This window comes from Bacillus mobilis, from assembly GCF_001884045.1.
Classification (GTDB): domain Bacteria; phylum Bacillota; class Bacilli; order Bacillales; family Bacillaceae_G; genus Bacillus_A; species Bacillus_A mobilis.
In genome coordinates this window covers 232,820-246,952 of record NZ_MACF01000046.1, presented here as the reverse complement: position 1 = coordinate 246,952, position 14,133 = coordinate 232,820, and the positions used below count along the sequence as shown (strand labels likewise).

The 14,133-nt window shown below is 36.3% G+C and carries 18 protein-coding genes; 4 read left to right on the top strand and 14 right to left on the bottom strand.

The features are described from left to right. The first annotated feature begins 112 nt into the window (after nucleotides 1-112). Nucleotides 113-979 carry a DUF1002 domain-containing protein gene (locus BAQ44_RS06410; RefSeq protein WP_000850509.1) on the top strand — a complete coding sequence of 289 codons (867 nt, stop codon included), beginning with the start codon at nucleotides 113-115 and terminating at the stop codon, nucleotides 977-979. A gap of 31 nt (nucleotides 980-1,010) precedes the next feature. On the opposite strand, the gene BAQ44_RS06405 is transcribed toward BAQ44_RS06410, so the two are convergent. The 14 genes from BAQ44_RS06405 to dacF all read right to left on the bottom strand — a co-directional run bounded on the left by BAQ44_RS06405 (nucleotide 1,011) and on the right by dacF (nucleotide 11,635). Beyond that, the gene (locus BAQ44_RS06405; RefSeq protein ID WP_061679111.1) at nucleotides 1,011-1,814 is read right to left on the bottom strand and encodes a Cof-type HAD-IIB family hydrolase; all 804 of its coding nucleotides are present in this window, start codon (nucleotides 1,812-1,814) and stop codon (nucleotides 1,011-1,013) included. Between the two features lie 96 nt (nucleotides 1,815-1,910). Further along, nucleotides 1,911-3,383 carry a spore germination protein SpoVAF gene (spoVAF, locus tag BAQ44_RS06400; RefSeq protein ID WP_071721265.1) on the bottom strand — a complete coding sequence of 491 codons (1,473 nt, stop codon included), beginning with the start codon at nucleotides 3,381-3,383 and terminating at the stop codon, nucleotides 1,911-1,913. Then, entirely contained in the window at nucleotides 3,370-3,939 is a 570-nt protein-coding gene (gene spoVAEA / locus BAQ44_RS06395; RefSeq protein WP_071721263.1) for a stage V sporulation protein SpoVABEA, read from the bottom strand. Before spoVAEA ends, spoVAF begins: the two co-directional genes overlap by 14 nt. A gap of 5 nt (nucleotides 3,940-3,944) precedes the next feature. Next, a complete protein-coding gene (gene spoVAE, locus BAQ44_RS06390) occupies nucleotides 3,945-4,295 on the bottom strand; it encodes a stage V sporulation protein AE (protein WP_071721261.1) in 351 nt (116 codons plus the stop codon). Nucleotides 4,296-4,298: 3 nt separating this feature from the next. Next, nucleotides 4,299-5,315, bottom strand: coding sequence for a stage V sporulation protein AD (gene spoVAD, locus BAQ44_RS06385; protein ID WP_071721259.1), 1,017 nt, complete (start codon nucleotides 5,313-5,315; stop codon nucleotides 4,299-4,301). Between the two features lie 13 nt (nucleotides 5,316-5,328). Then, nucleotides 5,329-5,787 (bottom strand): stage V sporulation protein AC, encoded by a 459-nt coding sequence (gene spoVAC, locus BAQ44_RS06380; protein ID WP_061679106.1) that lies wholly within the window; start codon nucleotides 5,785-5,787, stop codon nucleotides 5,329-5,331. Between the two features lie 14 nt (nucleotides 5,788-5,801). Beyond that, on the bottom strand, nucleotides 5,802-6,218 hold the full coding sequence (spoVAB, locus tag BAQ44_RS06375; protein ID WP_061679105.1) for a stage V sporulation protein SpoVAB: 417 nt from the start codon (nucleotides 6,216-6,218) through the stop codon (nucleotides 5,802-5,804). After that, on the bottom strand, nucleotides 6,211-6,831 hold the full coding sequence (gene spoVAA / locus BAQ44_RS06370) for a stage V sporulation protein SpoVAA (protein WP_071721256.1): 621 nt from the start codon (nucleotides 6,829-6,831) through the stop codon (nucleotides 6,211-6,213). Before spoVAA ends, spoVAB begins: the two co-directional genes overlap by 8 nt. A gap of 116 nt (nucleotides 6,832-6,947) precedes the next feature. Continuing rightward, complete coding sequence (locus BAQ44_RS06365; RefSeq protein ID WP_000016829.1) at nucleotides 6,948-7,046, bottom strand: methionine/alanine import family NSS transporter small subunit; 99 nt, start codon at nucleotides 7,044-7,046, stop codon at nucleotides 6,948-6,950. Then, nucleotides 7,046-8,572: a sodium-dependent transporter gene (locus BAQ44_RS06360; protein WP_061679103.1), complete on the bottom strand. Its 1,527-nt coding sequence runs from the start codon at nucleotides 8,570-8,572 to the stop codon at nucleotides 7,046-7,048. The genes BAQ44_RS06365 and BAQ44_RS06360 overlap by 1 nt, the downstream gene beginning before the upstream one ends. A 139-nt stretch (nucleotides 8,573-8,711) precedes the next feature. After that, nucleotides 8,712-9,470 (bottom strand): RNA polymerase sporulation sigma factor SigF, encoded by a 759-nt coding sequence (sigF, locus tag BAQ44_RS06355; RefSeq protein WP_000350734.1) that lies wholly within the window; start codon nucleotides 9,468-9,470, stop codon nucleotides 8,712-8,714. A gap of 12 nt (nucleotides 9,471-9,482) precedes the next feature. Then, nucleotides 9,483-9,923 carry an anti-sigma F factor gene (spoIIAB, locus tag BAQ44_RS06350; protein ID WP_001243399.1) on the bottom strand — a complete coding sequence of 147 codons (441 nt, stop codon included), beginning with the start codon at nucleotides 9,921-9,923 and terminating at the stop codon, nucleotides 9,483-9,485. Continuing rightward, complete coding sequence (gene spoIIAA / locus BAQ44_RS06345; protein WP_000059133.1) at nucleotides 9,924-10,274, bottom strand: anti-sigma F factor antagonist; 351 nt, start codon at nucleotides 10,272-10,274, stop codon at nucleotides 9,924-9,926. A gap of 170 nt (nucleotides 10,275-10,444) precedes the next feature. Then, nucleotides 10,445-11,635 (bottom strand): serine-type D-Ala-D-Ala carboxypeptidase DacF, encoded by a 1,191-nt coding sequence (gene dacF, locus BAQ44_RS06340; protein ID WP_000831998.1) that lies wholly within the window; start codon nucleotides 11,633-11,635, stop codon nucleotides 10,445-10,447. A 166-nt stretch (nucleotides 11,636-11,801) separates the two neighbouring features. Here dacF and BAQ44_RS06330 point away from each other — a divergent pair, with 166 nt between their 5' ends. Genes BAQ44_RS06330 through BAQ44_RS06320 form a run of 3 tightly spaced genes read left to right on the top strand, consistent with a single transcriptional unit; the run spans nucleotide 11,802 to nucleotide 14,122 of the window. After that, nucleotides 11,802-12,221, top strand: coding sequence for a GntR family transcriptional regulator (locus BAQ44_RS06330; RefSeq protein WP_063260891.1), 420 nt, complete (start codon nucleotides 11,802-11,804; stop codon nucleotides 12,219-12,221). Beyond that, a complete protein-coding gene (locus BAQ44_RS06325) occupies nucleotides 12,187-13,068 on the top strand; it encodes an ABC transporter ATP-binding protein (RefSeq protein ID WP_071721252.1) in 882 nt (293 codons plus the stop codon). Before BAQ44_RS06330 ends, BAQ44_RS06325 begins: the two co-directional genes overlap by 35 nt. Next, nucleotides 13,058-14,122, top strand: a complete 1,065-nt coding sequence (locus BAQ44_RS06320; protein ID WP_071721249.1) for an ABC transporter permease subunit — start codon at nucleotides 13,058-13,060, stop codon at nucleotides 14,120-14,122. Before BAQ44_RS06325 ends, BAQ44_RS06320 begins: the two co-directional genes overlap by 11 nt. The last annotated feature ends 11 nt before the right edge of the window (nucleotides 14,123-14,133 follow it).

Sequence of the window (14,133 nt, the reverse complement as noted above, 5' to 3'; positions counted from 1 at the left end):
TCTACATACTTCTTTTTTGAAATGTGGTAAAAGCTAGGTGACAAATAAGAAATATATACTATAATAACTGTGTTGCCCGAAAATTTTAGAAAGAGAAAGGGAGCGATTTTTCGTGAAAACGAAATTACTAGCTCTGCTATTAGCTGTAACGGTATTTATGATGCCAACAGCTTCGTTTGCAGACATCATCGAAGGAGAATCAATTGTTACACTAGGAGAAAACTTGTCTGAACAACAAAAACAAGATCTGTTAAAAGAAATGAAAGCACCAAAAGATGCTACAATTATTACTGTGTCTAATGCGGAAGAACATAAATTTCTAGAAGGGATTGTTCCAAAAGCGCAAATTGGTACGAGAGCAATTTCCTCTTCTATGATTACATACACAAAGCCAGGATCTGGTCTCATTGTACGTTCAAAAAACATTAATTCGATAACAGATGCAATGTACACAAATGCACTTATTACAGCAGGTGTAAAAGATGCAGAAATTCAAATTACTGCACCATTTAAAGTTTCAGGAACTGCTGCTTTAACCGGTTTAATGAAAGCCTACGAAACAACATCGAACAAAGCAATTCCTGAGGAAGTAAAAAAAGTAGCCAATGAAGAAATGGTGCAAACAGCCCAGCTCGGCGATAAAATTGGTGAAGAAAAAGCAGTTCAACTTGTTGCAAAAATTAAAGAAGAAATTGCCAAAGAACAGCCAAAAACGACTGAAGATTTACGTTCATTAATTAAAAAAATTGCGGATCAACTTGGTATTACATTAACGGATGAACAGTTAGATAACTTAGTTGCGTTATTTGATAAAATGAAAAATCTTAATATCGATTGGAATCAAGTTGGCAGTCAGTTAAATAAAGCAAAAGAACATGTTTCTGCCTTTTTAGGATCTGAAGAAGGGCAAGGTTTCCTAGATAAAGTTAAAGATTTCTTCTCAAGTATCATTGATTTTGTTAAATCGTTATTCAAGTAAAAAGAAGCTCGCTAATAGCGAGCTTCTTTTTTTATACAAGTAACGGCAATTTCATAACAGCTTCTTCAACCGAACGAACAACATGATTTGCCTTCTCCTTCACATATGGATGAGCATGATGAAGAGTAAATGAATGCGGGGTTACTTCAAACATAGAAATATCATTGAAAGAATCTCCAATGCATGCAACTTCATTTGCTTCAATTTGTAAATGTTCCATTAATCGCCTTAAAGCACTTCCTTTACTTACTCCCCTTGGCATAATATCAACATAGCGTTTACCAGACATAAAAACTTCTGCTTCGCTCTGAAATGTATCTCGTAACTCTTGATCTAATGCTGCAATTGTCTCCTCTTCCCCAAAAACAAACAATTTCGCAGGATGTACAGTCTTACCAAATTCCTCTTCTAACGCTTCTATCTCAGCAATATGCACGCCCATATACGTTTCAAAATTATGATGATGTTCATTCTTTCTTTTTGTATACCGTTGCTCATTTGCACAAACAATATCTGCTAGTCCCTTTTTATGGATATATCGATATATTTCCTGGGCAATCCCATCTTCAAAACTTGATTCATGAAATATTTGTCCATCCGGCAGTAACATCGTCGCTCCATTTAAACTCGTTGTGTAATACGGGAATGCAAACCTATTTACAACTTCATCAATCCGATGAGTAAAGCGGCCAGAGGCAAAACAAATATTTGTCCCTTTTTCAGCTAACCAACTAATTGCACGTTCATCTTCTTTTTGCATATGATTCACATTGTAAACGAGCGTGTCATCTAAATCACTTACAAATAATTTAATCATGTCCTCTTCCCCTTCCATACACAATATCTACTCTAAGTGTACACAAAAAATGTTTGATTTTTGTTAAAAAACAATAAATTTTTGTTAAAAAAATAAACGGGTGTATAATCCCGTTTATTTTTGTCTTTTTACATTTTGAGGTCTTACGATACTTGGACGTACTTTTAAACTAGACATTGTTGGGCGGATTAGAATCTTCGTTAAAGCTCCCCAATCAAATGGTAGAAATGGCCATAAGTATGGTGTTTGTAAACTCTTTATCGATGTTAAAAATAAAAGCAATATTGTCATACCAATTACAAATCCCATCTCATGGAAGAGACCTGTCAAAATAATAACAAATAACTTTCCAACCTTATTTCCGAGTCCTAATTCATAACTCGGTGTTGCATATGCACCGATCATAGAAACTGCTACATATAAAATAACTTCTGGTACAAACAAACCTACATCGATTGCTATTTGACCAATTAATATAGCGGAAATTAATCCTGCTGCAGACGATAACGGCGTTGGAGTATGAATGGCTGCCATCCTTAAAAACTCAAGTCCGATTTCGGCCATCAACACTTGTAATAAAATCGGTAAATGCGTCATCTTATTCGGTCCAATGAAAGCAAGATTTGCTGGTAAAAGAGTTGGATCAAATACAAATACTAACCAAAATGGTAGTAAAAACAAGGAAAATAAGACACCTAAAAAGCGTACCCAGCGTAAAAATGTACCGACAGCCGGATTTTGTCTAAATTCTTCTGCATGCTGTAAATGGTGGAAATATGTTGTTGGAGTAATCATAGCACTCGGTGATGTATCAACTAGTACTAACACATGTCCTTCTAATAGATGATTTGCCGCTACATCTGGTCTTTCTGTATATCGAATAAGTGGGAATGGATTATAGCTTTGCTTTACAACAAATTCTTCCACTGTTTTATCCGCCATCGTAATTCCATCTACATCGATGTTATTTAATTCTTGTTTTATAATCTTTACTAAATCTGGATTTGCAACATCTTGTACATATGTAATACAAATATCTGTTTGCGATCTATCTCCTACTCGAATAATTTCATTTCGAAGACGTGGATCTCGAATTCTCCTACGAATTAATGCCGTATTTACAACGATATTTTCAACAAATCCATCCCTCGCACCGCGCACTACTTTTTCGGTATCTGGCTCTGTCGGTGTTCGTCCTGGATAGCTACGAACATCTATCGCAAACGCTTCTGTTTCTCCTTCCACAAATATAATAATAAGTCCCGATAACGCTTGAACCATTACTTCATCCATCGTTTTCACTTTACTTACTTGCTGATGAATTAAACGATTCTCTAAAAGCTTCACTGTCTCTTCTTCAACATCTCGAATTTCATTTGTATCTACAGCTTCTTCTAAAATAGGAATGATATAATTGGTATCACAAAGTCCATTTACAAATAACACAGCAATTTCTTTATTCAAAATTTGAAATTTACGAATACCAACATCAAATGTAACGCCTAATCCAACCGTTTGTTTTAAATAATTTTCATTGTCACTTATGAAAGTTGAAATAGGGATCTCTACTTTTTTAGGCTTCGTCATAAAACCCACTCCTTTCCAAAATTAACTGAATCGCTTTTTTAGTAATGGGTGATCCTCTCTCCCATTCATCGTTTCCACACATCTTACCAATATCACCAATTCCAACAATGACAGGGACATTCAAATCATCTAAACAATAAATTGTATCTCCGCTAATCCTGCCAATTTCACCATCTGGAAGTCCAAATTTATCAACACCGTATTCGGTTAAATTCCCGTTTCGATCTACACTTACATCTACACGTGCCCATTCCCAATGATGTGTATTAGATGCTACTGCCAAAATCCCCAGTACATCAATTTGTTTATGTGTAGCTACATATTTTAAAGCCTTTTCACCAGATCCTTCTCCAATAAATCCACTGTCATCAAACATAACAAATACAGGGTCATATGGCGTTTGCATAATAAGCTCAACAACTTTCTTCCCTGTCAATTTGGTTGGATTACTTTGTGATGCTGAAATACACCTTCCCCCAAATTCCTTCGTTAAAAGCTCAATTGCTCGCTTTGCATATTCATCTCCATCTGTGACCAAAATAACCCTTCGTCTCATTTGATTTATCCTTTCGGTTTACATATAAGTGCTACAAAAAATGAAAATAATATCGCTGCTGAAATGCCTGCAGACGTTAAACTAAACATACCCATACCAATCCCTATATATCCGTGTTTTTCTGCCGCATGCATTGCCCCGTGTAATAGGGAATGTCCAAAACTTGTAATAGGAACTGTCGCACCAGCACCAGCAAACTTTATAAGCTTATCGTACAATCCGAATCCATCTAAAGCTGCTCCTAGTACTACAAAGGTAGCCATTAAATGGGCTGGTGTTAGCTTTGCGAAATCTAACAATACTTGTCCAACTACACAAATAGCGCCTCCTACAAGAAATGCATATATAAAATCCACAATTCACTCTCCCTTCACTCTCTCAAATACAACACCATGTGCAATTGTTGGAATGGTTTCTTTCTGCTGCATCATCATCGGGCTTAATAACGCACCAGTAGCAACAACAAAAATCCGTTGTAAATTCCCTTTTTGCATCTCACTTAATAAATGACCATATGTGACAACAGCTGAACAAGCACAACCACTACCACCAGCGAATACTTCTTCTTGATCGGAATTATAGATCATTAATCCGCAATCATTATATATATGCCCAAGACCATAACCTTCTTCCAGTAAAAGCTGTTTCGCAATTGGTGTCCCAATAGCTGATAAATCACCGGTAACAATCAAATCATAATCTGCTGCACTTCTCTTCAAATCTTCAAAATGTTGTTGAATTGTGTGAGCAGCAGCAGGTGCCATCGCTGATCCCATATCTAAAGGATTTGCAATCCCTAAATCTTGTACTTTTCCAATCGTAGCTGCCGTAATTTTAATGGCACTTTTTTCTTTACTAATTAATATAGATCCCGCACCTGTAACAGTGCAATTTGCTGTTCCTGGTTTTTGTCCCCCATACTCTGTTGGATAACGGAACTGTCTTTCAGCCGTCGCATTATGACTACTTACTGTCGCTAAAACACGATTTGCGAATCCACCATCTATAAAGGCTGATCCAACCGCTAAAGTCTCCATCGAGGTTGCACAAGCACTAAACATCCCTAAAAAGGGAATCTCCCACTTACGCGCAACATAATTTGCTGTCACTGTTTGATTTAATAAATCACCCGCTAGAAAGAAATCAATTTGTGATGTTTTTACATTTCCTTTTTGCAAGACTTGTTGAATTGAATCTGACATTAATCTTCGTTCAGCAAGTTCCCAATTTTCCTCTCCGCAATGTAAATCATCGTATGAAATATCAAAATCCTTTCCAAGAGGGCCTTCAGCTTCTTTTGGACCGACAGCAGTACCGGTTGCATTCACATAAATATCATTTTGAAATACCCACGTTTGTTTTCCGGTCAACCTCATACTAGCCCCTCCTTTAAGACATAAAAATGTTAAAAGTATATCGTATTAACCCAATAACGTATGCACCAACGACTCCAAAAACGATAACACTTCCCGCTAGCTTAAACATATTTGTAGCAACCCCAAGCACAATTCCTTCACTCTTATGTTCTAGCGCAGCGCTCGCCATAGAATTCGCAAATCCCGTAACAGGTACTGCTGATCCCGCTCCAGCAAATTGACCGATTTTATCATATACACCACAACCTGTTAAAATCGCCGATAACAATACAAGCGTTGCAACTGTCGGATTTCCTGCCTCTTGTTCACTGAAATGAAAATAATGTATATAAAATTTCATCAATACTTCTCCGACAGTACAAATGAGTCCACCTACAAGAAATGCCTTAACACAATTTATGAAATAATTTGGTTTCGGATGGTACTCCTTCACTTTATTTATGTAATCATCCTTTAGTTTTCGCCCTGTCATTTATATATTGCCTCCTACTTTACGAAATAAATCCAGTGAAACAACGAGCCTATTACTTTCCCAAGTACAAGAGCAACGAGTAAAACAACAATTTTCCCCTCTACCCCTACTCGTTTCGCTAAAATAGGTAAAACATTTAACACTTCTGTTAATGCGGCTGCAAGCATTCCTACGAATGTGCCACAAAATATCCCTAATATAACAAGCCAATATTGCGACGTTTGAAATGTAAGGTTTTTCAAACTACACCAAGCCCCTGTTAACGTACCTGCAATAACTGCCCACTCAAAATATTGAATGTGCTTTCCACTTCTCGTTAATTGAGCTAGACGAGGGATTATGCCAAGTACAGCTAAAAATGCGACATATCCGCTACCTACTGCAATCCCTCCCGCTAAACCAATTAAAATAACAAGCCCAGACTCAATCATCGGCAAGTTGTTTCATATTGTCCTTGTTTTCATGAACAATTACATATTGGTCAAGTGACTGCTGATATTGGAACATCTCCACTTCTAACGGACTCGGCTCTTCATTAATTCGCTTTTGAAATACATGATTAAAAAATAAGACCATACCTAACCCAAGACCTAATGAATAAGGAATTTGAAATAAAAGTGGTTGTGCCTTAAATTCTCCCGTAATCATGTAATATAGGCGCTGGTGCACTTGTTGCATGCTTACATCTTCATGGAAATAAATGATCGCAAGGGCCGCTCCAATGAAAAGTAACAACCATACAAGTCCGAAGAAAATTGGATGCACTTTCTTTTTTTCATATATAATTTCAACAAGAGTTTGTCCAGAACCGAGTAAATTAATTTGTATATGAGCCGCTTTTTTCCTAATAATCTCAATTATTTTCATAACATCAATTACGACATGCGTCTTATCATGAGCTGTTATTTTGTAAACTACCTCATCCTGTAACGACTGAACTACGAGAGCGTCTCCCGCAAGTTGAGCAACATCACCCAGCTTCACTTCATACATAGGAGAAACTTTTAATCGATTACGCATTTTAATATAAATTGTTTGTTCCAATTTTCATTCACCTCTTCACTCTTCCTCGTAGTTGTAGTATGGTTATTGAATTTTTTTCTAATACAATTTTTTCATAAAAAAACATCTGTACCATTTCGGTACAGATGTTTTTTAGTTTATGCCTTTTTCTTAAATAAATTTGCAATACTTAATGCGAGTCCTCCCCAAATGACTACCATACCAATAACCATCATCATAATCGCTGATCCACTCATTATGAAACACCCCGATCTTTCCATTCTTTTTCAAGCTTAGCAGAATCTGAATGTATTTGTGCATTCCATTTCTTCAGACTAATGATTAGCGCAATGATAAGGAACGCTGCTGCAATTGACCAACCATATGTTACGACAAACTCCGTTGGATAATCTCCATAGTTCTTTTTAATATTTTGGATTGTACCATCAATTAACATGTACCCTAACATAAGCGGGGTAATAACGAGTAAACTCACTCTCCAAAACGTCCCTAACTTAATATCAGATACGAAGTTTGCGTGATTTTGATAAACTGGTAAACGGCGTAAAATGAGTCCTATCGTAACTACTTCCGCTAATGCAATTGAAATTAATCCGAAGTTATTAGCGAAATAATCAACAACATCTAGGAACATAAGCCCGCCACGTGTTGCAAAAACAAGAGAAACTAGCACGAGGAGCGTCCCCATAATTCCAATTGTTTTTTGGCGGCTTAAGCTGAACTTTTCAGATACGGCAGCAAAACATACTTCCGCAAGCGAAATGAGGGATGTAATTCCGGCAACTGTTAATGATAAGAAAAATAATACGCCAAATAACGGTGACATCGGTAATTCATTAATAATTTGCGGGAATACTACGAATGCAAGTCCTACACCAGCACTCGCTACTTTATCAACTGGTACTCCCATATTGTTTGCCATAAATCCAAGAGCTGCAAAGACCCCAATCCCTGCTAATAATTCAAATCCTGAGTTTGCAAAACCAGTAATAAAGGCATTATTTGTTGTATCTGAGTTTTTCGGTAAATAACTAGAATACGTAATCATAATTCCAAATGCTAAAGATAAACTAAAGAAAATTTGACCATAAGCAGCAAGCCATACCTTTCCATCAAAAATACGACTCCAATCTGGCTTGAAAAATGCATCTAATCCTTGCATCGCACCTTCCATCGTCACTGCACGAACTACGATAATAAGGAACATAACTACTAGTAAAGGGATGAAAATACGGTTAACTACTTCAATTCCTTTTTTAACTCCTTTGAATGCAACACCAAGCACAATAATCCAAACGAGAGCTAATGGAATTAATACTTCCGGCACAAGCCCCCCAAACTGCCCTGGCTTATCTGCAACATGTAAGTACTCTTTAAATAAAAATGATTGCGTGTCTTTCCCCCATGCTCCAGTAATTGCAAAGTACGTATATGAAATAGACCAAGCAATAATTACTGCATAATATGTTGAAACGATAAACGTTACACACATTTGCCACCATCCAATGAATTCAGCACGCCTATGAATACGGAAGAACGTAAGTGGCGCTGAACCACGGTGACGATGCCCAAGAGCAAATTCAAACGCCAATAATGAAATACCAGTCGTTAATAATGCGAATAAGTACGGTAAAAAGAATGCGCCTCCTCCATTTTCATACGCTGTATAAGGAAAACGCCATATGTTTCCTAATCCAACGGCAGAGCCGACCGCTGCGAAAATAAATCCAGCCCTCGTTCCCCATTGTTGCCTCGTTTCCATATTTCCTTCCCCCTTTGTGACAAGTTCATAATTGGATTATATTTTAAATTTACTAAATTATCAATAAATTCTGTAAACTTTTACGAAAGTTTACCAATCTACTCCTATTTAAAGCCATAAAAAAAGATCGAATAGATAGCTATTCATCTATTCGATCTTTCATCTGTTTTAATATTTTCTTTTCGAGTCTTGAAACTTGTACTTGCGAAATACCTATTCGCTCCGCTACTTCAGATTGCGTTTGGTCTTTATAGTAGCGCAAATACACAATTAAACGTTCTCGCTCATCTAATTCTCTAATTGCTTCTTTTAAAGCAATTTTATCAAACCATTTCGTTTCAGATTGATCTGCAATTTGATCTAAAATAGTAATTGGGTCCCCGTCGTTTTCATACACCGTTTCATGTATAGATGAAGGAGCTCGACTCGCTTCTTGCGCCAGAACCACTTCCTCTGGCGTTAGTTCTAACGCTTCTGCTACTTCATTAATCGTTGGGGCCCTTCCGAATTCTTTCGAAAGCTCGTCTCTCATCTTTCGAATTTTATTTCCTGTTTCTTTTAAAGATCTACTTACTTTCACCGATCCATCATCACGTAAAAATCGTTGTATTTCTCCAATAATCATTGGAACTGCATATGTTGAAAATTTCACGTCGAAAGATAAATCAAATTTATCTACCGATTTTAAGAGCCCAATACATCCAATTTGAAATAAATCGTCTGGTTCGTATCCTCGATTAAGAAAACGCTGCACAACCGACCATACGAGACGCATATTACTTTGAACGATTGTATCTCTCGCTTGTTGATCTCCATCTTGACTTTGTTGAATTAACGCTTTTAGCTCGTGGTCCTTTAACTGAGGTTTCTTCTTCTCATTTTTGACCTCTATGTCCATAGGCTATTCTCCTTAATTGCATAGAGCGTTACTATTTGATAAGTATTTTGTCAAATGGATTGTTGTCCCGAAAGATTCGTTTGAAATAACTTCTACTTCATCCATAAAATTTTCCATGATAGTAAATCCCATTCCGGAACGCTCTAATTCAGGTTTAGTTGTAAAAAGGGGTTGTCTTGCTTCATCTAAATCAAAGATGCCAATCCCTTCATCTCGAATCGTGAGTTTCACCATTGCTTCTTCCAAAATTACAGAAATATAAACAACACCTTCTGCATTTCCTTCGTACCCATGAATAATTGCATTTGTAACTGCTTCTGACACAACTGTTTTAATCTCCGTAAGTTCTTCCATCGTTGGGTCTAGTTGCGCAATGAAAGCAGCTACTGTAACGCGAGCGAACGATTCATTTTGACTTAATGCTGAAAATTGAAGGTTCATTTCATTTCTCATTTATGCCACCCCCAACGTCGCGAGCGCATGCGCTTCACTTTCTTCTAAGCGAACAATTTTAAATAAGCCCGACATTTCAAATAAACGTTTAACAGGTGGTGAAATTGCACAAACAACCATTTCTCCACCTAATCCCTTTACATGCTTATATCGGCCTAATATAACACCTAAACCAGAACTATCCATAAACGATAAGTTCTCTAGGCTCAAAACAATATGATGAACACCATGTGTCTCAATCATATCTGTTACTTTCGTTCGCAACTCTTCAGCAGTATGATGATCTAATTCACCCGCTAGTCTCACACATAGGACGTCACGTTTTACTTCTAATTGCATGGAAAGACTCACACGATTTCCTCCTTATGCTCAAACTTTACTCATTTACATACATAAAGATTTTCGTGATTCAACATAAGAATCCTTCCTACCGACAAAAGAAGAACTATTTCGCCATAAAGTGAAACCATTCAGCAATTATTTACTTTCATACGAATAGAAAAGCGGCAAAATGTTTGCCGCTATTTTGATGTTGAAAACATCCCAAAACTTCTTTTAAATAACTCCCACCAGCTCGCTGCAGCAACATCTTCTTTTGCTACAATTGTTTGTTTTAATAAAACATCTTTGTCTTTTTTAATAACAAGTGTACCAAGTGCATCGCCTTTTTTAATCGGCGCTTTCACTTTCTTTTCAGCAATTACTTCTTGCTTTACTTTGTCCATATTTTCGCCCTTCTTCATAAGAAGAGACACATTGTCAGACGCAACTAAATCTACTTTTTCTTTTTTCCCTTTTCCTACTTGGACAGTCTTAATTTTTTCGCCTCGTGTATACAATTTCTTTGTCATATATTGACCAAATGCATAGTCAAGAAGCTTCGTTACTTGATTGTTCCGTTCTTTCGATGTAGGTGCACCCATAACAACTGAAATAACACGCATCCCATTCTTTTCAGCCGATGCTGTTAAACAATATTTTGCTTCTGTCGTAAAGCCCGTTTTCACGCCATCTACTCCAGGATAAAAACGTACTAACTTATTCGTATTCACGAGCCAAAACTTCTTATCCGTATCTTCACGTAAATAGTCTTCATATTTACCTGTGTATTTGCGAATAAGTGGGTACTTCATTAATTCTCTCGCCATTATAGCCATATCATTTGCTGTAGAATAATGGTCTTTAGCCGGAAGACCTGTTGGGTTTTGAAAATGAGTGTTTTTCAATCCTAAATCTTTCGCTTTTTTGTTCATCATATTTACAAAACCTTCTTCTGAACCAGCGATATGCTCCGCTACTGCAACAGATGCATCATTTCCAGATGCAATGGCAATACCCTTTAGCATTTCATTTACAGTCATCTCTTCCCCAGGCTCTAAAAAGATTTGTGATCCACCCATTGAAGCTGCATGCTCACTTGCTCTAACTTTATCGGTCAGTTTTAGTTTTCCTTTTTCAACTTGTTCCATAATTAATAGCATTGTCATAATCTTCGTCATACTAGCAGGTGGTAACTTCTCATTTGGATTTTTATCAAACAAAACTTTACCTGTATCTTGTTCAATTACAATTGCTGACGACGCTTGTTCCGCTAACTTCGGTGTTGTTTCTTCTGTTTTCTCCTGCTTCGTTTTCTCAGATTGTGCGAAACTAACTGAAGTACCAGAAAGCAATAACATGAAACAAACAAGTATTCCAAAAACTCGCTTCATGACTAACCCTCCATTCTATATCAGACCTATTTTTTCCAATTCCTCATTTTTTAATACCATATTTTTCTAACATTTTCAGTTGACAAATACATTCATCGCCTATATTGTATTAAGTGTATTACATGAAGTAGTACACTTAATACAAGTCAGAAAGGAGACATTGCTCTTGCATATTCAACTTGATCCAAGAAGCAACACTCCGATATGGGAACAAATTGTTCAAAATATAAAAGAACTCGTATTAAAGAACATGTTAGCTCCAAGTGACAAACTACCTTCTGTACGCGAACTCGCTTCTTTACTCGTTATAAATCCAAATACAGTAAGTAAAGCGTACCAAGAGTTAGAGCGACAAGGGATTATTGAAACATTACGAGGAAAAGGAACATTTGTATCCCAATCGATTACCCCAACATTAGACGAAAGGAAAATCGCTATGGTTGAAAAGCAATTTCATCAATTACTATTAGAAGCCTCTTATCTTGGTGTTACGAAAGATAAAATTCATGATTGGATAGATTCATACTATAAAGAGATTGGAGGAAATGCGGATGCTGAAAGTGACGAACGTGAAGAAAACAATTGATAATCAAACGATTTTAGATGATGTTTCTTTCACATTACAAAGAGGAAGTATCATCGGATTACTCGGAAGAAACGGCGCAGGGAAAACAACTTTATTACGAACGATGGTCGGCATTTTAGACCCTGATGCAGGGACTGTTACATATGAAGATACAAACATTCATCAGTGTCCTGAAATAAAGCAAAAAATCGTATATGTTCCGGATTCTACTAACATATTGAACGGATATACGATAAAAGAAATTGTAAAGTTTTACAAGCAAGTTTATACCGCATTTGATGAAGCATATTTCTATGAACTGTTAGAACGTTTTAACTTACCAAACAAACGAATTCGTAGCTATTCAAAAGGAATGAAAGCACTGCTTGCCATCATTTTAGCTGTTTCTACAAAAGCAGACTATATCATTTTAGATGAACCGACAAACGGACTTGATCCTATCGTCAAACGGCAGATCCTCCAATTTCTCGTTGGAGAAGTTGCAGATAAAGAGATTACCATTTTCATCTCAACTCACCATTTAGATGAGGTGGAACAAATCGCAGATACAATCATTATATTAAAAGGCCATACTATCTCGTCTATTACATCACTAGATGATGCAAAATCACGATTTGCAAAAATACAAGTAGCTTATGAACGGTCATTACCTCAAAAACTAGAAAACTTAAGCAATATTAAAATATTAAATCAAACAGGAAAAGTATTTACAATCTTAATTGAGGGAAATGTAGCTACAACACTGGAGAAGTTTTATAAAGAACAACCTATACTCATTGAGGAATTAACAATGTCACTTGAAGATGTCTTCGTTACGACACTGGAGGAGGATGGGTATGTTTCATAAGGCGTTGTGGATGTGGAATTGGAAACGCGGGAAATATGCTGTGTTACTATTCTTCTTTAGTTCGCTTTATCTTTTATCTTTAGGATACTATAGAAGTGCTCAGATGGAACTCGATAAATATTACGAATTACAAGAAAAAGGGAAACAGTATTATTATTTTTATACCTTTACTTCAGGAGAAGGTAATAGTTTTTGGTTAACTCTTCTTATCATCGCTTTAGCCTGCTTATTGATAGGTTGGGAACGTAGTAACCAATCTAATACACTACTTATGACGATGCCGTTTAAAAGAAAAGATGTTTTCTTATCGAAATGGGCTTTCGGTTCCTTTTGTATTGTAAGCTCATTACTTGTAAATTGGATTCTTATGTATGTTATTTATAGAACAACTATTCATTTTGATTATCAATCATTTAGTCCGTTTCATCGATACTTTCTTTATGCAATTGTTTCTTATATCGCAGTCTATACAGCTGCACTATGCATCGGTACTTTTACTGGCAGTATTGTTTCACAGATTATTTTTTGTATTCCGTGGTTACTAGCAGGGGTTACATTTATTACATTACTATACACTTTTACAACAAACCATTTGTACGCTGCAGATATTAAAAATGAAAACTTATATCGACAACTTTATGAAATCAATCAAAAAACAAATACAGTTGCACCAATTAATCACTTTTCTATTAATTATTACTATGATCCGGAATCCCGTAAGATCGAGAACAATCCAACTGCTTTAAGAGATCCAGCATCTCATATATATTATTCAGCCAAATCAATGTTAGTCCCTATTTTCTATACGATATTTTATTTACTACTTGGGATATATTTATATACACGATCGCCAAATGAAAACGGTCAGAAGATATTTATTTTCCAAAAGCATTTACGAATATGGATATGGGGGACAACCATTTACTTTGCATTACTAGGCGGCTATAAAATAAACCATTTTCATTTCTTACCTAGCTACTATATAGGTTTGTTTCTAACCGGAATCATTACTTATGTTATATTATCACGCCTAACAAATTATAAAGTTTTTTAAAGGAGAGATCC

Coding starts and splice junctions, on each gene's coding strand:
- BAQ44_RS06405 (WP_061679111.1), bottom strand. CDS start 1,814: ATGGAAGGGGAAGAGGACATGATTAAATTATTTGTAAGTGATTTAGAT.
- spoVAF (WP_071721265.1), bottom strand. CDS start 3,383: ATGACGAAGCCTAAAAAAGTAGAGATCCCTATTTCAACTTTCATAAGT.
- spoVAEA (WP_071721263.1), bottom strand. CDS start 3,939: ATGAGACGAAGGGTTATTTTGGTCACAGATGGAGATGAATATGCAAAG.
- spoVAD (WP_071721259.1), bottom strand. CDS start 5,315: ATGAGGTTGACCGGAAAACAAACGTGGGTATTTCAAAATGATATTTAT.
- spoVAC (WP_061679106.1), bottom strand. CDS start 5,787: ATGACAGGGCGAAAACTAAAGGATGATTACATAAATAAAGTGAAGGAG.
- spoVAB (WP_061679105.1), bottom strand. CDS start 6,218: ATGATTGAGTCTGGGCTTGTTATTTTAATTGGTTTAGCGGGAGGGATT.
- BAQ44_RS06365 (WP_000016829.1), bottom strand. CDS start 7,046: ATGAGTGGATCAGCGATTATGATGATGGTTATTGGTATGGTAGTCATT.
- BAQ44_RS06360 (WP_061679103.1), bottom strand. CDS start 8,572: ATGGAAACGAGGCAACAATGGGGAACGAGGGCTGGATTTATTTTCGCA.
- sigF (WP_000350734.1), bottom strand. CDS start 9,470: ATGGACATAGAGGTCAAAAATGAGAAGAAGAAACCTCAGTTAAAGGAC.
- spoIIAB (WP_001243399.1), bottom strand. CDS start 9,923: ATGAGAAATGAAATGAACCTTCAATTTTCAGCATTAAGTCAAAATGAA.
- dacF (WP_000831998.1), bottom strand. CDS start 11,635: ATGAAGCGAGTTTTTGGAATACTTGTTTGTTTCATGTTATTGCTTTCT.
- BAQ44_RS06325 (WP_071721252.1), top strand. CDS start 12,187: ATGCTGAAAGTGACGAACGTGAAGAAAACAATTGATAATCAAACGATT.
- BAQ44_RS06320 (WP_071721249.1), top strand. CDS start 13,058: ATGTTTCATAAGGCGTTGTGGATGTGGAATTGGAAACGCGGGAAATAT.